The following is a 20,965-nucleotide window of genomic DNA, read 5'->3' on the forward strand; positions in this document are numbered from 1 at the left end:
ACTTGCAGCGACGGACCTCGGGACGCTCTTACACCACGTCTGCGCGCGCCACCAGGTATAGGGGACAAAGTACAAAAGCGTGGCGAAGAAGAACGACGGCGCAGCTGCCAAACCGATGGCCGCGTTGTTGTTGATGATGTTCTTGATACCGAACACGGCGGCGACCGTCATGCCCAGCAGAGCGAACGAACCAATCGTTCCTCGTTTTTCAGAGCTCATAAGCCCTCCCAATCATCCGTAATACCTCATCTAAAACCGTCCGGGCTGCAAGCGCAATCACGGACGGCACACCTGCTAAGGGGAATGGGGAAAAGGGAGTCAACAAAGCCATCCCCCTTAACGGCGCAAAGCAAACGTCCAAACGGACGAATACTACTTGTTGGGGAAGGAATAACCTTCAACCGTCACGTGCAGTACCACGACGCGGGGATCCGCGGCATCGGCCACGACACGGTAGGCCTCGTCAATTTCGACGACGGCAACGCCGCCGGCGGGAATCGTCACGGTCTCCCCCGTACCCTCAAAGCGCTCGCGATCGTCGATATCGCTGTAGGCGCGCGTGCAGGTAAGATCCGTCTTGGAAGCCACCTCGACAGTCAGGTCGCCGACGAGCGGGGCGAGCACGGCATGGTAGCGACGGTGACCGACCAGATCGGCGGTAGCTGCCTCGTGGGCGTTCACCCACCAGTACACCAACGAGTCGCCGATGGAGTACGCCACGTCGTGCTGCAGGCCGGCAACACCATCGAGCGCCTGACCGGTGCGCATCCACTTCTTGACAGACTTCATCTGAGCGTCGAAATCGGCGCGCGAGTTAAAGACATGCATGACTTATGCCTCCTTAATGGGTGCCAGCGCCTGAGCCAGATCGGCAGACGTCAGCGGTCGCAGGGACACCTCAAAGCTGAAGCTCTCAAAACGGGTGCGGTAGGAATCGAGTACCTCGGAACCCCAAGAGTTCGAGCCAAGGCCGAGCAGCTGGTCGTTGATGTTGACCGTGACCGTATCACCCTTGACAAGGTCGTAGACGTGCTTGGCGTTATCGATTGCCTCGCAGCTATAGGGCCATGCCGAGAACGAGAACGGGTTGGAGGCGGCGTCAGCCGGACGAGTCACCAACACGCCGTCACCGTGACTGGAGCGCAGGGCAACCCAGCGGGTACCCTCACGGTTGGCGCAGTCCTGAGGCATAACGTAGGGCGTGAACATGTCGTCGACCGTAGTGCGGTAATGACCGACCGGGTTGGCGCGCAGCGAGTCCGGATAGTTCTCGCCCGGGCCGTGGCCATACCACTCGACGGCACGATTGCAACCGGGGACCTCGAAGGAGATGCCGATGCGCGGGATGATATCCGAGTAATCGCCGTAGGGCTCGCCGGAAACCTTGAGGTCGACGCGACCGCTCGGAAGCACGGTGTAGACGAGCTCGACGCGCATGCCGAACGCGCGGACGGGAGGAGCGATACGCTGGCTCACGGTAACGACGACCGCATTGCCGTCCTGCTTCCAAGAAACCTTGCGGGTAGACGTCTGCATCACATCGATGAAGTTGTCCTTCCACAGGGAGTCATACTCCTGAGCGTGGTTGTCGACGAGCGGATGCCAAAAACCAACCTGGGGACCAGAGGCCATTACGTCGCGGCCGGATGCCTTCCACTCGCTCACGGTACCGTTGACTTTGCTGAAGGTCAGCTCGCCGTTGAGGGAGTGAATGCGGATCTCTTGCTCGGTCTCCTCGACCGTAAGCTCAGGACGAGCGGGGGCGGCGATGGCCGGCGCCGGATGGTTTGCGATGGCAAACTGGCTTGCGCCCAGCTGGAACATCGGCTCGCACCAGGCGTGAGCCGCCATGGTGTAGGCGCGCACGGTCAGCAGGGTCTCGCCTACCGCGGCCTCGCGAATCACCAGTGGCAGCTGGACGGATTCGCCGGGAGCCACCGCGCCGGGCATAAGCGTCTTGCGGCACACTACATCGCCGTCTACCAGGGTCTCCGCCGACAGGCAGACATCCTCGAGGGTAGTAAACCAGCGCTTGTTCGTGACGGTCAGCTCGCCCGCCTCGGTGTCATAAGCCATGCGAACCGGGCAGATGACCTGGCCATACTCAGTGAGGCCCGGGCTCGGCTGCTGCCAAGGGAACACCATGCCATCGATGCAGAAGTTGCTGTTGTTGGGGTAATCGCCGTTGTCGCCACCATACATATCGTAAGCAACGCCATCCTCGGTCACAGCAGCCAAACCGTGGTCGCACCATTCCCAGATAAACTGGCCTTGGATGCAATCCCAGCGATCGAAGACCTCCTGGTACTCGGACAGGCCTCCGGGGCCATTGCCCATGGAGTGGCCGTACTCGCAGTTGATGCGCGGCTTGGGGAACGGATGCTCACCAAAGTCGTTCATCTGCGACACACGGGAGTACATCGTGGAAATGACGTCGACGGTATCGGCGTTGCGGTCCTCCTCGTAGTGGACCGGACGACCGTCGAGCTCGTGAGCCTTGGCGTACATCGCGCGGATGTTGCAGCCATAGCCGCTCTCATTGCCCATCGACCACATAATGATGCAGGCGTGGTTGCGCTCCTGCATCACCAGGCGCTCGACGCGGTCGACGTAGGCCGGCTCCCATGCCGGGTCGTCGGTGACCAGAGCGATGTTGCCGATATTCTCGAAGCCGTGGCTCTCCATATCGGTCTCGGCGACCAGCATAATGCCGTACTCATCGCACAGCTCGTAGAAGCGCGGGTCATTGGCATAGTGAGAGGTGCGCACCGCGTTGATGTTGTGTCGCTTCATGAGCTCCAGGTCGCGGCGCATGCGATCGAGGCCCACGGCGCGGCCCTTGTGATCGTCGTGATCGTGACGGTTGACGCCATGCATCTTAAAGTAGGTGCCGTTGAGGTAGATATGGTTGCCCTCGACCGTCACCTCGGCAAGGCCCTGGCGATGCGGAACGTACTCGCTGACCTCGTCACCGTCGTAGACCTCAAACGTAAGGTCATAGAGGAAGGGGTCCTCGGGGTTCCAGAAGTGGGCATCGGCAACGCTGCACTCGGCATGGCCGTCGACGCACTCGCCCGTAGTGACCACGTTCTCGCCATCGCTGAGCGTAAACACGACGCGGGTAGCGCCCTCGGCCACCGTCTCGAGCGTGATCAGAGCGGCATCGCCCTCGCGGTGCGTGCGGAACCTAAAGTCGACCAGGTGCGCGGCGGGACGCTGCATAAGGTACACATCGCGGAAGATGCCCGAGGCCCACCACATATCCTGGTCCTCGATATAGCTGCCATCGCTGTACTGCAGGACCTTGACCGCAAACAGGTTGTCGCCCTCGACGAGCGCGTTGGTCACGTCGAACTCGGCAGACAGGCGCGAACCCTTGGTCATGCCGATAAACTGGCCGTTGACGTACAGCTCGCCATAGCTCTCGATGCCGTCGAAGCGAATGATCTCGCGAGCGCCGGCGGGGATGGCGGGAAGGTTGACGATGCGCTGGTAAACGCCCGTGGGGTCATCGGAGGGAACAAACGGCTGGTCCACCGGGAACGGGAAGCCCTCGTCGGTATAGGCAAGATTGCCATAGCCGTCTACCTGCCACAGGTGCGGAACCTCAACGTGATCCCACTCGGGCTTATACGTGGAGAGCTCCTCGTCGGAAACGGCCGCGGGGCCCTCAAAGAGGCGGAACTGCCACGAGCCAGACAGCTGGACAAACCCGCGCGACAGCTCGCGACTGTACGTAGCGGCGAGATCGGCGGTCTCATAACCCATAAAGTACGCATGGGGTGCCAGGCGGTTCCTGTGGGTGAGCGCTTGGTTTTCCCAATCGTTAATGGCGTCCATGGTGATGCTCCTTCGTCATCGTAGTGATTCTTGTGCAACCGGTTGTCCTTATCTTACGGGCGATGCAAAAAACTGTGCAACCGGTTGTCCGCTGAACGGTCGATTTGGCCGGATTAACGGTGCAACCGGTTGTACAACCGCGACACTTATGTCACCCTGAATATCGAAACCCAACGCAAAACATCGTTCTTAAGCTCGTAGGCAACCGCCACGCCCGCTGATATCTCAGCCACACGAGACGTATTCGATTGCGGCTTGGTTGCAAAACGACACCGGTCTCCGGATATCATGAACGCTGTTCAGGTGCACTATAGTAAGCTGTATCCGCACCAGCCCGTATCAGTGACAACATCGACCGCATTTTCCAGGAGACGCCATGACCCAGCCAGTTCGCACCGCACCTACGCTTGCCGAGGTTGCCGCAGCTGCCGGCGTGTCGCGCTCCACGGCCTCACGCGCCCTCAACGATTCGCCCCGCATTAGCGAGGAAACCAAAAAGCGCGTCCGTGCGGCGGCCAAGAAAGTCAATTTTGTCCCCAACGCTCGCGGCCGAGCGCTCGCTGTCGGGCGCACGGAAATCATCGCCGTGCTCGTGACCGAGCCCCTGAGTGAGCTCTTCAGCGACCCCACCTATAGCGAATTTTTGAGCGGCATTACCGAGGAACTGTCGGAGTCGTCCTATCTGCCCGTTATCTTGCAGGCGTCTTCTACGCATGAGCGCAACCGCGCACGCGAGCACTTTGAGCGCCGCTCGTTCGACGCCGTGATCGACGTCTCCCCTTACAAGGGCAGCGAGCTGCTCGAGGTGCTGCGCGAGCTGGGCGTACCCACCGTGTTGTGCGGCCAGCTCGAGGGCCACCCCTATCGCGATGTGTTCTCGACAGTCTACTCTGACGACGAAGAGGGTGGACGCTTTGCGGCACTCGCTATGAAAGATCGCGGGCGCAAAGATATCGTCGCCGTGTTGGGACCGCAAGACAACCCCGCTGTTGTCGACCGCCTGCGCGGCTACCGCACCGTCCTGGGCGAAGACCTCCCAGGCGCAAACGTTATCTATACCGGCTGGAACAGCGGAGACGGCTATCAGGCCATGCACCAGATCCTCGCGCGCGAGATTGCTTTCGATGGCGTGCTCTGCGGATCGGACCGTATCGCGGCTGGCGTCATCACCGCACTCAACGAGGCAGGCCTATCCGTTCCGGCAGACGTTTCTGTCGTCGGCTTCGACGATCACGAGATTGCGGCGCGCTGCGTCCCCGCACTCACGACCGTCCGCCAGCCCCTGCGCGAAGAAGGCCACATGGCCGCCAACATTGCGCTCGACATGATCAAGGGCGCCGAGCCCACCACCTCCGTGATGCACATGCAGCTCGTTCAGAGAGACTCGCTGTAGGAAACTGGGCCGGGCTTTTCGCCAGACAGTTGTTGCGGAAAGCCTGCCCCGTTTTGAGCGCTCATTCTGGGGCACAGTTTCCGTTAGACCGCTCAAGCGGAAACTGTGTCCCATTATTTTGCCGAATTCTGGGTCGCGCTTTCCCAGAGGACCCCCTTTGGGAAAGCGCGACCCGTTCTGGACGCAGATTCCGGGACGCACTTTCCGCAACGCCCGGTCATCCCATGCCCTCACAATCTCGGCGTATAAAAAACGAGGGAAGGCACGTGTCCTTCCCTCGTTACGGGCAATATGTAGCCGCTTGCCTACATCAGGCGCAGGCTGACGTCCTTGAGCTGGGCGCCGCTAACGGCACTCGGGGCGCCCGACATGAGGTCGGAGCCGCTGGCCGTCTTGGGGAACGCCATGACGTCGCGGATGGAGTCGGAACCGGTGAGCAGCATGCACACGCGGTCCAGGCCCAGAGCGAAACCGCCCATCGGGGGCGCACCAAACTTGAGCGCCTCCATGAGGAAGCCAAACTGAGACTCGGCGCGCTCTTCGGTAAAGCCCAGGAGCTTAAGCATGGACATCTGCATCTCGGCGTTGTGGATACGCATACCGCCGCCACCGGCCTCAAAGCCGTCCATGACAAAGTCGTAGGTGCAAGAACCGGCTGCCAACGGATTGGCCTCGATCTTGGCGATGTCGGTCTCGGTCGGCAGGGTGAAGGGCTGGTGCTCGGCAGCGTAAGCCTTGCGGTCCTCGTCCCAGTGGAACAGCGGGAAGTTGACGACCCACAGGAAGTCGTGGCCCTCGCGCTTGATCTCGAGCGCGTTAGCCATGTGGGAACGCATGCCGCCCAGGATCTCGTCGGAGAGCAGGCGCGGGCCGGCGGCGAACATCACAAGGTCGCCGGGCTCGACGTCCATGCGCTCGCGCAGGGCGGCCATCTCCTCGTCCGAGAAGAACTTGACGATGGGGCTGTTGATGGAGCCGTCCTCGCGGAATGCGATCCAGGCCAGGCCCTTGGCGCCAAACGTGGAGGCCACGCCGGCAAGCTTATCGATCTTGGCGCGAGCCCAGGCACCGGCGCCCTTGGCGTTGATGGCCTTGACGACAGAGCCCTCCTCGTTCGCGGCAGTCGCAAAGACCTTGAACTTGGAGTTGGCGAAGATGTCGGTCAGGTCGACCAAGTGCATGTCATAGCGGGTATCGGGCTTGTCGGAGCCATAGGTGTCCATGGCCTCCCAGTAGTTCATGCGACGCAGCGGCGTGGGCATCTCGACACCCATGCGGCCGAAGGCATCGGCAAGAACCTCTTCGAGCGCGCTCATAACGTCGTTCTGGTCCACGAAGGACATCTCGATATCGACCTGGGTGAACTCGGGCTGACGGTCGGCACGCAAGTCCTCGTCGCGGAAGCATTTGGCAACCTGATAGTAGCGCTCGACGCCACCGACCATAAGCAGCTGCTTCAGGAGCTGCGGGGACTGCGGCAGGGCGTAGAAGTTGCCCGGCTGGATGCGGCTGGGGACGATGAAGTCGCGGGCGCCCTCGGGCGTAGACTTGAACAGGGAGGGCGTCTCGACCTCCATGAACTCACGGTTGTGCAGCGCCTCGCGAATGGCAAAGGTAAAGTCGGAGCGCAGCTTGAGGTTGGCCATCATCTCGGGACGACGAAGGTCCAGATAGCGATAGCGCAGGCGGGTGTCCTCGCTGGTCTCGATGCCGTCCTCGATTTGGAACGGCGGGGGGACGGACGTGTTGAGCACCTCGGCGTGGTCGGTCAGGACCTCGATCTCGCCGGTCGCGAGCTTGGTGTTGGTGGTCTCCTCGCCACGGGCGCGCACGACGCCGTGAATCTTGATGGGCCACTCGGGACGCATGGTCTCGGCGATCTTAAAGGCGTCGCCGTCGGAGTGCTCGGGGTCGAAGGTAAGCTGCGTGATGCCCTCACGGTCGCGAAGGTCGCAAAAGATTAGGCCGCCGTGGTCGCGGCGACGGCTCACCCAACCGGTGAGGGTGACCTCTTCGCCCACGTTCTCGAAGCGAAGCTCGCCGCAGGTACGGGTGTGCATGGAATGCTCATCGATGGGACGGGTCTGGCTCATACCAGTGATCCTCCTTTATGGATCTGTGCCGCCCCGTGTCGTTCCGGGCGGCGTCGTACAGATTTGCCCAGCCTGCGTAAACCGCGCAGCCAGACATGGCGTTCTATCTTATCGCACTCGCGTCGATGTGCCGCGAAAAAGTGGCTCCTGCCCAAAGACTTGACGGAGACGAAACAATTGACGCGCCGCGACACCCGCCCGCGCTCGTCACGTGCGACAATGTGCCCCAATACAACTGCACTTGGAAAGGCCCGCCATGACTGCACGCCTCATCGTTATGGATATCGACTCCACGCTCATCAACCAGGAGGTCATCGACCTGTTGGGCGAGGAGGCAGGCGTGGGCGAGCAAGTGGCGCAGATCACCGAGCGTGCCATGCGCGGCGAGCTTGACTTTAAGCAGGCGCTCGAGGAGCGCGTGGGGCTGCTCGCCGGCTTGGACGAGAGCGTGTTCGAGCGCACCTTTGAGCGTGTGACATTTACCCCCGGCGCGTTGGAGCTTGTGCGCTCGGCACACAGCAAGGGCTGGAAGGTCGGCGTGGTGAGCGGCGGCTTTCGCGAGGTCGCCGATAAGATCGTGGCCGCTGCGGGCATCGATTTTTGCCTGGCCAACCGCCTGGAAGTCGTGGACGGCAAGCTCACCGGTAAGTTGGCTGCCGACATTGTGACCAAGGAGTCCAAGCTCATCCAGCTGCTGGACTGGGCAGTTGAGTGCGGCGTCGATATGGCCCACACCGTCGCGATCGGCGACGGTGCCAACGACATCCCCATGATTCAGGCCGCGGGCACGGGCATCGCGTTTTGTGCCAAGCCCAAGACGCGCGAGGCCGCCCCGTTTGCCATCGACGAGCGCAATCTGATGCTCGCCATGGACATCATCCTGCGCGACTAGCCAATCCGTCTAGCAATTGAATCAGTCTGTCCTATAGTTTCCGAACAATTCTGTCTTAGTGTTCGGAAACATACCCTTTGAGTGCTAAACTTTGCGCCGTCGAAGGGAACATATATGGATAAGCAAGATCTAGAGCAGCTGCTGAGCGATGTTGCCGGCGGAGCAGTCACCCCTGCCGACGCCCTCACGCGCATCCAGACGGCTCCGACCGCCGATTTGGGCTTTGCGCAGCTCGACCTTTCGCGCGGGGTGCGCCAGGGAGCCGGCGAAGTTGTCTACGGTGCCGGTAAAACCGCCGAGCAAATTGCCGCCATTATCAAAGCATTACTCGATGCCGGCCAGGAGCGCATCCTGGTCACGCGCCTGGACGACGAAAAGGCAGCCCGCACCTCGGAGCTCCTCGGCAACGGCATCGACCTGGGATATGTCCCGGATGCCCAGCTCGCCCTCGTGGGTGGCAAGCCCTCCCCCAACGGCAACGGACGCATCGTCGTCGCCTGCGCCGGCACGAGCGACCTGCCCGTTGCCGAGGAAGCCGCGTTGACGGCCGAGTTCTACGGCAACGAGGTCGATCGCCTCTACGACGTGGGTGTCGCCGGCCTGCACCGCCTGCTCGCGCATGCCGAGGAACTTGCCCGGGCGCAGGTGGTCATCGCCATCGCCGGCATGGAGGGCGCACTGGCGAGCGTTATCGGCGGTCTGGTGAGCTGCCCGGTCATCGCCGTTCCCACCAGCGTGGGCTACGGCGCGAGTTTTGGTGGCGTAGCCGCGCTGCTCGCCATGCTCAACTCCTGCGCCAGCGGCGTTTCGGTCGTCAATATCGACAACGGCTTTGGCGCCGCCTACCAGGCAAGCCTTATCAATCATCTGAGCGCCGGCACATCCTGCGCCCGTTAAGGAGCATTCCATGTCCAACCATCAGCACACGCTTATCATCGACGGCACCTCGGGCATCAGCGGCGATATGACCGTCGCGGCCTTGCTCGACCTGGGCGCCAGCGAGGAGCATCTGCGCAAACAGCTCGCCACGCTGCCGGTCGACGGCTTTGAGATTGCCGTTACACGCGTAAACAAGCATGGCATCGACGCCTGCGATTTCGACGTCCAGCTTGCAGAGGAACTCGAGAACCACGACCACGATATGGCCTGGCTCTACGGCAACGAAGCAGCTGCCGAGCACACGCACGAGCACCACCATCATGATCATGGCGAGCACGAACACGAGCACTGCCACGAGCATGATCATGAGGCCCACGGTCATGGCCACGAGGGTCACCATCACGCCCACCACCATCACCACCGTTCTTTGGCGGACGTCACCGCCATCATCGATGGCTCTCAGCTGAGTGATGGCGCCAAGCGTCGTGCGCTCGCCATCTTTACCGCGCTCGCCGCCGCCGAGGCCAAGGCACACGGCAAAACGCCCGAGACCGTCATGTTCCACGAGGTGGGTGCCATCGACTCCATCGTCGACGTCTGTTCTGTCGCCATCTGCCTCGATGACCTGGGTATTGAGGACATCGTGGTTGAGTCGCTCTCCGAGGGTCACGGTACCATCCACTGCGCCCACGGCCTCATGCCCATTCCCGTCCCCGCTGTCGTCAACCTGTGCCAGGCGGGCAATATCGCCCTCACGCCTGCACCGGTCGCCGGCGAGCTCGTGACGCCCACGGGCGCCGCCATCGTCACCGCGCTGCGCACGTCTGAGCACCTTCCGGCCCGCTATCGCATCGAAGCCGTCGGCTACGGCGCCGGTAAACGCCCCTACGAGGGCTGCTCCGGCACGCTCCGTTGCCTGCTCGTACACGTGGATGCATAGCCATGGATGCCCGCAAGGCAAAAAGCCGCGCCGCCATCGTCGCGGCGTTCTCCGAGCTGCTGCGCGAAGAGGACTACGGCAAAATCACCGTCGGCGACATCATCGCTCGCGCCCATGTGGGTCGGGCCACGTTCTACGGCCTCTTCAAGAGCAAAGATGACCTACTGTCCGAACTCGTGAGCGACATCTGCACCCACGCCCTCGACGACGATGGCACACCGCTTGACGACCCACTCGTACAGGTCGAGCATATCCTTAACAATCTCTGGGAGCGCCGCCAGGGCGTTCGAGCCCTCGTAGCCGGTGCCGGCTCACGCGTCTTCGCCGACTGCTTACGCAAGACCATCATGTCACGAGCAGCCGAAACCGTCCCCACCGACCCAAACGGCCCCGCCGCCACCATGGACCGAAGCTTCCTACTACACCACATAGCCTCAAGCTTCGTAGGAATGGTCCAATGGTGGGCCTGGCACAACTTCCAAGCAGATAGGGCCGAAGTAGCCAAAGACTACCTATCAGCCATACAGCCCCTCTTCAGCTAAGTAAGCCCCCATCCCAAAGCGCCATCCCAGCAAAGCGCCCATCCCTTCCCCAAGTCACGTTTTCTTGTAAGGGCACCCAAAAACAAAGCGCCCCTCCCATCCATATTCAGATATATATGTTGGGTTGCTTGTTCCAACGCGACTAAGATCCCGCAGCTGGCCGCATGGGGTAACTTCCCAGCGCATTCCGCAGGACGAAAGAACCCCCGCCGCACGAAGTGCGCAGCGGGGGTTCTTTCATGTCCGAGGACGCGCTGGGAAGTTACCCCATGCGGCCAGCGGACAACTATGTAGCCTTGGACTAGAACATGCCCAAGAAACCATGCACAAACAGCGCGGCCACAATAGCACCGACAAACGGCGCGATGCCAGGAACAAGCAGACCATACTTCCAGTTGTTGTCGGCCTTGTTCTTAATCGGCAGCACCTGATAGGCCATGCGAGGACCAAGGTCACGAGCCTGGTTCATGGCGAAGCCGGTGATGCCGCCCATGCCCATGCCAACAGCCCAAACGATCAGGCCAACGCAGATGGCGAGCATCAGAACGTTCTCGCCGGCGCGGCTAGCGGCAGCAAGGATGGCGCTGATGAACACAAAAGTGCAGATAGCCTCGCAGAAGAAGTTACGAGCATAGTTCGTGCCCTCGGTGGTGGGGTTGGTCGAGAAGATATTGCGCTGGGCAATGGGGTCGACGACGCCCTCGGAAGCCTTGAACTCATCGGCATACATAAGCCAAGCGATTACGGCGCCCACAAAGCCGCCGAGCATATCGGCAATCATGAAGGGGATGCAGCTGCTCCACGGCACCAGGCCTACGATGCACTGGGCAAGCACCATAGCCGGGTTCATGCACACGGCGCCGCCAAAGACAAACAGGCAGACCGAGATGCCAAAAGACCAGGTGGTGATGGCAAACATATGGCCGGAGCCCTGATACTTGGTGCCCTTGAGCACGGTATCGCAGTGCACGCCCACGCCAAAGATGATCATGAGGGCCGTTGCGCCGAATTCGCAGAGGAGTTTGGTAAGCATAAAACCTTATCTTTCTTGTCGGTTATAAACGATTCGTTTAGGCCGCGCACTAGTGCTGCGCGACGACAACGCCCAGGCCATCGGGAATGACGGCAACCTTGGCATCGGCACCCTTCATCTCAAAGGCGAGCTTGAGCGCCTCCTCGATAGTGTTAACCGGCGTCATGTGCATATCCTTGAGCATCTGGTGATCGCACAGGTCGGTGACCATGATCACAGGGTGATGCGCCAGGATGCGGGCAAAGATCTGGCTCGTCCACTGGTCGAGCAGGGTCTCGTCCTTGGGACGATCGATGCAGGCGCGCTCAAACTCTGCCGGATCGTTGTCGGCGATGTTGTGATAGAAGCCCTCGCCGCCGTGACCGTCGGCACAACCGGCGACGTCGATGATCACACCGCCCTCGGGAAGCGTGGCCTCGGCAGCGCACATGCCCTTCACGGCCTGATAGATGTTCTGGTCGAGCGGGTAGCCGCCGTTGGTGGTGATGGCAATCTCGCACTCGACGGGCTCAACGCCGGCAAGGCTCTTCACGAACTCGCAGCCAGCCTCGTGCGCCTTGTGGATGTCGCCGGCAAAGGAGCCGATGACCTCATGCTTGCCGTTGAGCACAACGTTGAGCACAAAGGCAAGGTGAGCCATCTCGGCGGCGGCGAACATGTCCTCGCTCACGTGGTTGTGGCACAGGTTGCCGGCACGCGAGTGGGAATCGTTCACAAACTGACCGTTGTGGTTGTACATGATGGTCTTGTAGCTGGCGATGCCAGGCAGGACGGACTTGCGGCTACCAGAGAAACCGGCAAAGAAGTGCGGCTCAATAAAGCCCTCGGCAAGCAGCAGATCGCAATCGGCGGCAATCTTGTTGATGATGCACTCGCCACCAGAAGGCAGGGTGCCGATCTTTTTCATCATGCTGTCGTCAGTCGCGACGTGCATAACGATTTCCTCGTTGGCAACGATCTCCTCGCCATATTTGTTGACGAGCTCCTCGTGCGTCGACGGACGGTGCATACCCGTAGCAACCAGAATGCGCACGCGAGCCTCAGGCGCAGCGGAATGGATGTGATGCAGCAGAATAGGCATCGTCACACGCGAGGGGACGGGACGCGTATGATCGGAGCTAATGATGACGATATCCTTCTTGCCAGCACAAAGCTCCTCGAGCGAAGGCGAGCCGTAAGGGTTGGCAAGCGACTCCTCCACCAGCTCTTCCTGCGATTTCGTGGTCTTAAACTCGTTTTGATGACCTTCCATCACACCCGCGAAGTTCTTATCCTCGAGCTCCAGATGCAACGTCTTGTGGTCAAACGGCAGTTCACATTCAAACAATGATGAGCGCCCTCTTCCTTTCAACTGACACACTAGATAAACCGTTGGAAGGATACGCCGCTCACCGAAAAACACCACCGTCCACCGACTCATTAACACAACGTTCATATTTGACCCACAACAAAACGACCGCGATCCCGCTTGGGACCGCAGCCGCTACAGTCGTAAGGCGAGAAGCGCCAAATGAATCTCAATCCTGATCGATAAGACGCGAGGCGCGAAGTGCCAAACGCGCCGCCGGGACAAACCCCATCCAAAACGCGCGAAGCGCGCTATCTTTTCCCCAGCAGTAATCCGTCGAAGACCGGACATCGCAGGGCCCGCCATCAGTTTACTTTTAGGCACACTCCGCAGGACGCAAGAAGCCCTCGCCGCACGAAGTGCGCAGCGAGGGCTTCTTGCATGTCCGAGGACGTGCCTAAAAGTAAACTGATGGCGGGCCCGGACGACTACAGGGCTATCGATTACCCCGTGTTCTGCAGTCCTGCCGAGACGCCGGTCACAGTCGAAAGAATCAGGCTCATGTACTCGGCCTTCTTCTCCTCGGCCATCTCGTCCTGGTTCATACGCACCTCGCGTAGGGCGCGGACCTGGGCGATAGACAGGGCGTCAACGTAGGGGTTACGCACACGGACGGCGCAGCCGAGCACGCGACGACGCTGCAGCGGCCACTCGTCACCGACGATGGCAAGGACCCACTTGCGCGTGAGCTGCATCTCGGTGAAGACCTTCTTGGACAGATCCTGGCGATCGCCCAGGTGCAGATACATCTTGGCGATGCGCTGGTCAGTCTTGGCGATCGACATCTCGATGTTGTCGATAAAGGTGCGGAAGAACGGCCACTCCTGGTAGGCAGCCTTAAGCTGGTCCAGATCGCCAAACTGCTCGCAGGCGGTGCCCAAGCCGTACCAAGCGGCCAGGTTAATGCGTGCCTGGCTCCAGCTGAAGATCCACGGAATGGTACGCAGGTCGTCGAGCGACTTGGCACCCAAGCCACGCTTGGCGGGACGCGAGCCGATCGGCAGCAGACCGACCTCGGTCAGCGGCGTCACGGTCGAGAACCACGGTGTAAAGTCCTCGGTGTTCAGCAGGTCCAGATAGCGCTCGTGGCTTGCGGCGTTGAGCTTCTCCGCCATATCCCAGAACTTCTGCGTGGTCTCGGTGTTGGTCTTCTCGACACTCGGGGCCGACTGCAAAAGCGTTGCGGCGGCAACGGACTCAACATGGCGCTGGGCCAGCGTGCGGTTGCCGTAACGGGCAAAGATGACCTCGCCCTGCTCGGTGAGCTTAAAGAAACAGTTGACCGAGCCCTTGGGCTGCGCCAGCACGGCCTTGTTGGCCGGGCCGCCGCCACGGCCCACGGCACCGCCGCGACCGTGCATGAGCACCAGGTCGATATCGTTCTTCTCGGCCCACTTGGCGATGCGCTCCTGCGCGGAGTGCAGCGCGAGCATGGCCGTGGTAGGACCGGCGTCCTTGGAGGAGTCGGAATAGCCCAGCATGACCTCCATGCGGCGGTTGGTCTGGGCAAGGCGCTTTTGCACCACGGGCAGCGTAAGCATCTGGTCGAGCACGTCGACGCAGCCCTCGAGGTCCTCGAGCTGCTCGAACAGCGGGATCACGTCGAGCTCGGGGACATCCTCTTCGTGTGCAAAGGACAGGTGGGCCAGCTCAAAGACGTCGGCCACATGCTGGGCGCTCTTGGTAAACGAGATGATGTAGCGATGCGCCATCTTCTTGCCGTAGCGCTTCTGGATGGAGCCGATAGCGCGGAAGGTATCGATGACCTCGCGCGTCATGGGCTGCAGGTCGCCATGGATACCGTTCTCGTGGATATCCTTGAGGGCGCGGGCGTGCACCACGGAGTGCTGACGGAACTCCATCTCGACCATATGGAAGCCGAAGGACTCGACCTGCCAGATGATGGTCTGGACCGGGCCGTAGGCAGCACGGACGGCACCGCAGGCGGCCAGCGAGCGCTGGACGACGCGCAGGTCCTCCAGGAACTCATCGGCGCTGTGGTACATGGTGTCGGTGATGCGACGGACGGTGGCGTTGAGTCGGTCTGCCATGACGAGCATGACGGCGCGATGCGGCTCGTGCTCGGAGATCAGCTCGGCGCGTGCCGTGTACTGGGTGCTCATCTCGACCTGATGGTTCCACAGGTTGATGAGCTCGGCAGACGGCTTGCTGTAGGTGGCCTCGAGCGTGAGGTTGCGGCCGATGCGGCGGCACTTGTCCTCGAGCTTGAGCACCATATGGGTGAAATACTTGGCGGCGACCTCACGGCTCACCTTGGCGGTGACGTTGGGGTTACCGTCGCGGTCGGAACCGATCCAGCTGCCGGGATGGAAGAACGCCGGGCACAGCGGCGGCACGGTACCGGCCTTGTCGCCCAGCACCCAGTCGTCAAAACGACGATAGATGACGGGAATGACGTCGAACAGCGTGTTATCGAAGATGTCGATGATGGTATCGGCTTCCTCGACCGGCGTGGGCTTCTTGAGCGCGATGGGGCTCGTGCGCACCAGGGCGTCAATCTCCTGCAGCATATGGCGCTCGTTCTCCACCAGGTCGGAGCCGCCCAGACGCGGACGCTCCTCCAGCAGGTTGGAGATACGGCGAATCTTGCCCTCGACGGCCTTACGACGGGCCTCGGTGGGATGTGCGGTAAAGACAGGGTGGAACTCGAGCTTGTCGAGCAGCTCGTTGGCGCCCTCGACACCCATCTCGTTTACCAACTGGTGATAGGCGACGGTGAGTTCGTTGGCGGGATCGACCTCGGTATCGGTCGACGCACCTGCCTCGCGCTCGCGCAGCTGCGCCACGCGGTAGTTCTCCTCCGACAGGTTTGCCAGATGGAAGAAGCTCGTAAAGGCGCGGACGATAACCTGCTGCTTATCGAGCGGCAGACTGTCGATCAGATCAACGACCTCGCGAAACGCCACGGCGGTGGGCTCGTCGGCAGTGGGCACGCCCTGCTCGTCGACGGACTCGTCGGCAGCACGGGTGCCGGGGTTTCCGGCATTGGCCACAATCTCGGCTGTCAAAATCTTGTCGAACAGGTCCGCGATCTCGGGATCATACTCGCTAAGCACACGGCGCTCCAGGCGCAAGAACAGCGCCAGATTGTCGCGCAGCTCCTCGGGGATCTCGATCTCGGCGAGACGCTCCTTGGATTCGGCATTCGAGCCGATTCGGTTAACGAGGCGGTTGACCACGGCAGCGACGCGCGCCGCGGCTTCGGGTACAGACTGGTTGCTTAGGTTCTCAGCCACGTTTCCTCCCATTCCTCCTTCTATGCACGTAACATGCGGTATTTATTATAGGCACTCGGCAAAAACTTTCGACGCTGATTGCGCTTTACCACACAAAAGTATTTTCTGCATTGCAAGGCTTTTTGCCCCAAATGGTCGTATTTCTCGGTGGACGGCATATGCAAACGGGGGCATTCCGCATAAATGCGAAACACCCCCGTAACAATCGCTCTCAATGAGCTGAGCGCTTTAGTGAGTCCACAGCTCAAAAATCATGCGCTACAGGCGCTCGCGAACCGCCTCGACCACGTTGGTCAAATCGACGAGAACCTCGTCGTGACTCTGCATGTCGCGCACCTTGACCTTGCCGGCGGCAAGCTCGTCGCCACCCAGGACCAGGATGAGCTTGGCGCCCACCTTGTCGGCCTGCTTAAACTGGGCCTTGAGCGAACGACCCTGGTAGTCGGCCTCGGTCACGATGCCTGCGGAGCGAAGCTCCTGCGTGATGGCAAAGACGTTCTGACGCAGATCCTTGCCGGCGTTGGCAACGTAGACGCACGGGACCTCCTCGGCACCCAGGTCGCTGCCAAAGGCCTGCAGGGCCAGCAGGGCGCGCTCAAAACCGACGGCGAAGCCGACGCCGGCCGTGGGCTTGCCGCCCTCGAGCTCGACCAAGCCGTCATAGCGACCGCCGCCACCGATGGAGCCGACACCGGCGCCGGGAGCCTCGACCTCAAAGACGGTACGGGTGTAGTAGTCCAGGCCGCGCACCAGGGTGGGATCCTCGACATACTCGATACCCGCCGCATCCAGATAGCGCTTGACCTGCTCGTAGTGCTCGCGGCACTCGTCGCACAGGTTGTCGCCCATCAGCGGGGCGTCGGCCATGATCTCGCGGCAGTGGTCGTTCTTGCAGTCGAAGGCGCGCAACGGGTTGAGCTCGGCGCGCTCGCGGCACTCGTCGCACATCTCGTCGGCGTGGTCGAGAATGAACTGCTTAACCTGCTCGCGATAGGCCGGACGGCACTGGGCATCGCCCATTGAGTTAATAAGCAGGCGGAGCTTGGAAAGATCGAAACCAAGGCGCTTGTAGAACTCCATGAGCATGATGATGCACTCGGCGTCGGCAGCCGGATCGGGAGCGCCGAGCCACTCGATGCCCACTTGGTGGAACTGGCGCAGGCGACCCTTCTGGGGACGCTCGCCACGGAACATGGCCTCGGCGTAATAGGCCTTAAACGGCGTGGAGCCCTGGGGCACCAGGTTGTTCTCCACGACGGAACGTACCACACCGGCCGTGCCCTCGGGACGAAGGGCCAGGCGCTGCTTGGGCTTAAGCTTGGTGTCGGTGCCCTCGGTAAAGACGCGCTCCAGGTTGGCGCCGCTAAACACGCGGAACATCTCCTTGCGCACGACGTCGGTCGACTGGCCGATACCGTGGACAAACACGTCCACCTGCTCGATCGCGGGCGTCTCGATGGGCTTAAAACCAAACGGCTCGAACACGCCGGCCGCAATCTGCTGCATCTTTTGCCAGGCGCGCATCTCGGCGCCGATAAGGTCGCGGGTTCCCTCCGCCTTCTGTGCCTGCATGGGCAAACACCTTTCTTTTAATATCGCGTCATAGGTAGTGGTCATTATACGGCACAAAAACAAAACGCGGCGGCGCGTCTGACCGAACGAGGGTATGGGGACTCGTTCGGCCAGACACGCCGCCGCGGTAGCCACGGACGAAGCGGACAAGCGGCAATGCGCTTTGGCCTATCTACTCCCCCGCCACGCTCGCGCGCAGCTTGGCAGCGATGGGCTCGGACGCCAACAGGAACACGAGCATAACCACGGAGCACACCAGGCACACGATCCAGGTGCTCGCAAAGGAGCCCGTGGCGTCGAACAGCACACCCGAGACGATGGCGCCCACGGTGCCACCGACCATCTCGAGCGAGGTAATGGTGCCCGTGACCTTACCCAGGTCGGCCATGCCAAACTGCTTAGACGCAGCGATCGTGGGCGTTGGAGATGTTGTACTGCGCAAGGGAAATGCCCAGGTCGCTGACGATCAACGGCTGGAACAGGCTCATGCAGTTGACGAAAATCGTGTAGCACGTGGCCATGATCACGAAGCCAGAGGCCACCACGAGCCAGCCGGGGAAGAACTTACGCTGCTGGGACATACTGCTCCTTATTTAACAAACGAATAGCCGGCGCCGGGCGCCGGTAGTGCCCAAGATTGCCTTGAAAGACAAGGACATAGGCCTTACGGCCATGCCCGCAGGCTTGAAAGGCAAGGTTGGGTGCTACCGGTGGTCGGCGATATAGCCCAAAGCGACGGCGGTATAGGCCGCGGCACCGAGCGGCAGTTCGGCATCGTTAAAGCGCGCCTTGGGATGATGCTGAGCAAAATGCTCATCCGTATCGGTTACAGCGGCGCCCACGGTAAAGTACGCACTCGGGATCTCGCTCGAGATCAACGCGAAGTCCTCGCTCGCCATGGCGTGGAACAGCGGCAGGAAGGCGGACTTGGGCAGCACCGCGCCCACGTAGCCAAGCGACGCCTGCGTCATATCGTCATCGAGTACGAGCGGGGGAACATCCGAGAGCGTCTCAATAGTCGCCGGCGTACGATAGGTCGTGGCAACGCCTTTGACGACCTCCGCGATGCGGGCCTTGAGGTGCTCCATGAGCTCGACATCGAAGCCACGCAGCGTTCCCTCGAGCACACAAGTATCAGGGATGACATTTGCGGCCTGACCGCCGGCGAACTTGCCAACGGTAAGCGCGACCTCCTTGGCCGCCGGCACTTCGCGAGCGATAAGCTCCTGAAGTGCCAGATGCACGTGCACACCCGCCGTAATGGGGTCGATGCAGATCTCGGGGCTGGAGCCATGGCCACCCTTGCCCTGCAGTGTAATGCGGAAACCGTACACGCCCGAGAGCGCCGGACTGCCGTAAAGCACCAGGCCAAGCGGCGACTGGCTATTGACATGCATGGCAAAGGCGACCTGAGGGCGCGGGTTCTGCAGCAGACCGTCGGCGATGGCGGCGCGGGCACCCTCAAAGGTTTCCTCGCCCGGCTGGAACAGCAGCTTAACCGTGGCGTTGGCATCAACAAGCTCAGTCTCGCGCGCTTTGAGCATACGAGCCGCGCCAAGCAGCGCCGTCGCGTGCATATCGTGACCGCAAGCGTGCATGCAGCCGTTGGTGGATGCAAAGGGCTCGCCGGATTCCTCGGCAACGGGCAGGGCGTCCATGTCGCCACGAAGCATGATGACCGTACCAGCCTGCTCATTCGTGCAGACGCCATTGCCTTGGGCCGCGGCGGCACCGGCGCCGACAAGGCCCACAACGCAGGAACCATCAACGAGCGTGGCAAATGGGATGTCCATCTCGGTCAGGCGCGCTTGGATATACGCAGAGGTCTGTGGGAGGCTATTACCCAGCTCGGGCATCTGGTGGAGATCGTGTCGCCACGCAGCGAGCTCGTCTGCAAAAGCCTGAGCTTCTGCAACAAGACCGTCACCGATAGCGGTCTGCGCCGCGGCGGTGGCCTTGGGCGCTGATTGCGGTTGAAGATCGGACAAAGCTGGTGCCATAGATGCCCTCCAGTATCGTTTTTGCAGCAAGCACTTTGATAGCGTAAAGTGCAAGGTACTACTTTAAGGGCGAGGCATAAAAAATGCCGCCCCGGGAGGGCGGCGCAACAAGTTGTTTACAATTGCGGGCGCGGCTTTCGACGCAAAAAATCGAAGTGAGTCTCGCTCAAGATAATCGACAGGAAGATAAGCACGAAGCCGGCGAGCAGGCGCGAGGTGAGCGCCTCCCCCATCAGCAGCACCGAAAACAACACGCCCGAAGGCGACTCCATCGATAGAAGCAATGAGCCCGTCGAAGCCGGGACGTGCGCCAAGCCGACGTTTTGGATGAGCAGCGCCACGCACGTGCAGCCCACCGAGAGAAAGGCCATCACGCCGATAAAGCTCGGCGTCCACACGGACGCGGGCGCTTGGGTCTCGAACAACAGCGACGAGATAAGGCTCAGGACGCCATTGCCCACAAACATCCAAAACGTGATGACGTTGATGTCCATCTTTCGGCCGTACTTGGCCGTCACCGACATCTGAATGGCAAAGAAAACCGCACCGCCCAGCGTGATGGCATCACCGATGTTGAACTCGACGCTATCGAGCGCCACCAGGCCAATGCCCGCCAGACAGAGCAATGCGGCGCCCAAGTTGTAACGAGTGAGCTTTTCGCCGCTTAGGAAATAGCTCGCGAACGGGACCAGAATGCAATAGGTGCCTGTCAAAAAAGCGTTCTTACCCGCCGTGGTCTGAGCCAGACCGACCGTCTGCAAGGCATAGGCTGCCCACATGAGCGCGCCCATGCTCAGACCAACAATCAGATTGCGAGCGTTAAGGTGGGCGGCGATGCGCTTGCGAAAGATAACAAGCATGACCAGCGCTGCGGGAAGAAAACGAATATAGAGCAGTTCGAACACCGGAATGGTGTCGAGCGCGTCTTTCATAGTGGTAAAGGAGTAACCCCAGATAATCGCCACCGAAAGCAGTAGAACTTTCCAGAACAACGGCGAACGAGCACCGGCACCACGGGAGGTGCCGCCCGCGCCCAGGTCCTCGCGAGCAACAGGGCTATCGGGCATGTTTTCGATTTCGTTGGCAGCGTATTGGGCCATGGAACATCCTCACACTCAAACTGGGCGTGGTGTCCGCACGCGTATGGCTGCGTGCCGCCTCATGGTCAAATAAAAA

Annotated in this window: 17 protein-coding genes; 5 read left to right on the top strand and 12 right to left on the bottom strand. The window is 61.1% G+C overall.

The window, feature by feature from the left end:
* The 3 genes from CHY22_RS09955 to CHY22_RS04700 form a co-directional block, all read right to left on the bottom strand.
* On the bottom strand, nt 1–219 hold a 219-nt coding region (locus tag CHY22_RS09955), incomplete at its 3' end, for a hypothetical protein (RefSeq protein ID WP_210401397.1).
* A gap of 153 nt (nt 220–372) precedes the next feature.
* Complete coding sequence (locus CHY22_RS04695) at nt 373–828, bottom strand: hypothetical protein (RefSeq protein WP_089572645.1); 456 nt, start codon at nt 826–828, stop codon at nt 373–375.
* A gap of 3 nt (nt 829–831) precedes the next feature.
* Nucleotides 832–3,840, bottom strand: a complete 3,009-nt coding sequence (locus tag CHY22_RS04700; protein ID WP_089572646.1) for a glycoside hydrolase family 2 TIM barrel-domain containing protein — start codon at nt 3,838–3,840, stop codon at nt 832–834.
* Between the two features lie 376 nt (nt 3,841–4,216).
* Between CHY22_RS04700 and CHY22_RS04705 the strand changes: the two genes are divergently transcribed.
* Nucleotides 4,217–5,233 (top strand): LacI family DNA-binding transcriptional regulator, encoded by a 1,017-nt coding sequence (locus CHY22_RS04705; protein ID WP_089572647.1) that lies wholly within the window; start codon nt 4,217–4,219, stop codon nt 5,231–5,233.
* 305 nt (nt 5,234–5,538) lie between these two features.
* On the opposite strand, the gene aspS is transcribed toward CHY22_RS04705, so the two are convergent.
* Nucleotides 5,539–7,326 (bottom strand): aspartate--tRNA ligase, encoded by a 1,788-nt coding sequence (gene aspS / locus CHY22_RS04710; protein ID WP_089572648.1) that lies wholly within the window; start codon nt 7,324–7,326, stop codon nt 5,539–5,541.
* 256 nt (nt 7,327–7,582) lie between these two features.
* Between aspS and serB the strand changes: the two genes are divergently transcribed.
* The 4 genes from serB to CHY22_RS04730 all read left to right on the top strand — a co-directional run bounded on the left by serB (nt 7,583) and on the right by CHY22_RS04730 (nt 10,579).
* Entirely contained in the window at nt 7,583–8,218 is a 636-nt protein-coding gene (gene serB / locus CHY22_RS04715) for a phosphoserine phosphatase SerB (protein WP_089572649.1), read from the top strand.
* A 114-nt stretch (nt 8,219–8,332) separates the two neighbouring features.
* Complete coding sequence (gene larB, locus CHY22_RS04720) at nt 8,333–9,115, top strand: nickel pincer cofactor biosynthesis protein LarB (protein WP_089572650.1); 783 nt, start codon at nt 8,333–8,335, stop codon at nt 9,113–9,115.
* 10 nt (nt 9,116–9,125) lie between these two features.
* Nucleotides 9,126–10,037, top strand: a complete 912-nt coding sequence (locus CHY22_RS04725; protein ID WP_089572651.1) for a LarC family nickel insertion protein — start codon at nt 9,126–9,128, stop codon at nt 10,035–10,037.
* A 2-nt stretch (nt 10,038–10,039) separates the two neighbouring features.
* Nucleotides 10,040–10,579: a TetR/AcrR family transcriptional regulator gene (locus CHY22_RS04730; RefSeq protein ID WP_089572652.1), complete on the top strand. Its 540-nt coding sequence runs from the start codon at nt 10,040–10,042 to the stop codon at nt 10,577–10,579.
* Between the two features lie 301 nt (nt 10,580–10,880).
* Here the strand turns inward: CHY22_RS04730 and larD are convergent, their stop codons facing one another.
* From larD to CHY22_RS04770, 8 genes are all read right to left on the bottom strand, one after another.
* Nucleotides 10,881–11,612, bottom strand: coding sequence for a D/L-lactic acid transporter LarD (gene larD / locus CHY22_RS04735; protein WP_089572653.1), 732 nt, complete (start codon nt 11,610–11,612; stop codon nt 10,881–10,883).
* A gap of 49 nt (nt 11,613–11,661) precedes the next feature.
* The gene (gene larA / locus CHY22_RS04740) at nt 11,662–12,939 is read right to left on the bottom strand and encodes a nickel-dependent lactate racemase (protein ID WP_168170423.1); all 1,278 of its coding nucleotides are present in this window, start codon (nt 12,937–12,939) and stop codon (nt 11,662–11,664) included.
* Between the two features lie 464 nt (nt 12,940–13,403).
* A complete protein-coding gene (locus tag CHY22_RS04745; RefSeq protein ID WP_233502827.1) occupies nt 13,404–16,136 on the bottom strand; it encodes a phosphoenolpyruvate carboxylase in 2,733 nt (910 codons plus the stop codon).
* Nucleotides 16,137–16,475: 339 nt separating this feature from the next.
* The gene (hisS, locus tag CHY22_RS04750) at nt 16,476–17,789 is read right to left on the bottom strand and encodes a histidine--tRNA ligase (protein ID WP_089572656.1); all 1,314 of its coding nucleotides are present in this window, start codon (nt 17,787–17,789) and stop codon (nt 16,476–16,478) included.
* A gap of 172 nt (nt 17,790–17,961) precedes the next feature.
* Nucleotides 17,962–18,177 (bottom strand): hypothetical protein, encoded by a 216-nt coding sequence (locus CHY22_RS04755; protein ID WP_117734683.1) that lies wholly within the window; start codon nt 18,175–18,177, stop codon nt 17,962–17,964.
* Nucleotides 18,178–18,187: 10 nt separating this feature from the next.
* On the bottom strand, nt 18,188–18,370 hold the full coding sequence (locus CHY22_RS04760; protein ID WP_089572657.1) for a hypothetical protein: 183 nt from the start codon (nt 18,368–18,370) through the stop codon (nt 18,188–18,190).
* Between the two features lie 123 nt (nt 18,371–18,493).
* Nucleotides 18,494–19,789 (bottom strand): M20 family metallopeptidase, encoded by a 1,296-nt coding sequence (locus CHY22_RS04765; protein ID WP_089572658.1) that lies wholly within the window; start codon nt 19,787–19,789, stop codon nt 18,494–18,496.
* Nucleotides 19,790–19,905: 116 nt separating this feature from the next.
* Nucleotides 19,906–20,889 carry a DMT family transporter gene (locus CHY22_RS04770; RefSeq protein ID WP_089572659.1) on the bottom strand — a complete coding sequence of 328 codons (984 nt, stop codon included), beginning with the start codon at nt 20,887–20,889 and terminating at the stop codon, nt 19,906–19,908.
* Nucleotides 20,890–20,965 lie beyond the last annotated feature (76 nt).

The sequence above is a fragment of the Collinsella sp. TF06-26 genome (assembly GCF_002232035.1).
Lineage (GTDB): Bacteria > Actinomycetota > Coriobacteriia > Coriobacteriales > Coriobacteriaceae > Collinsella.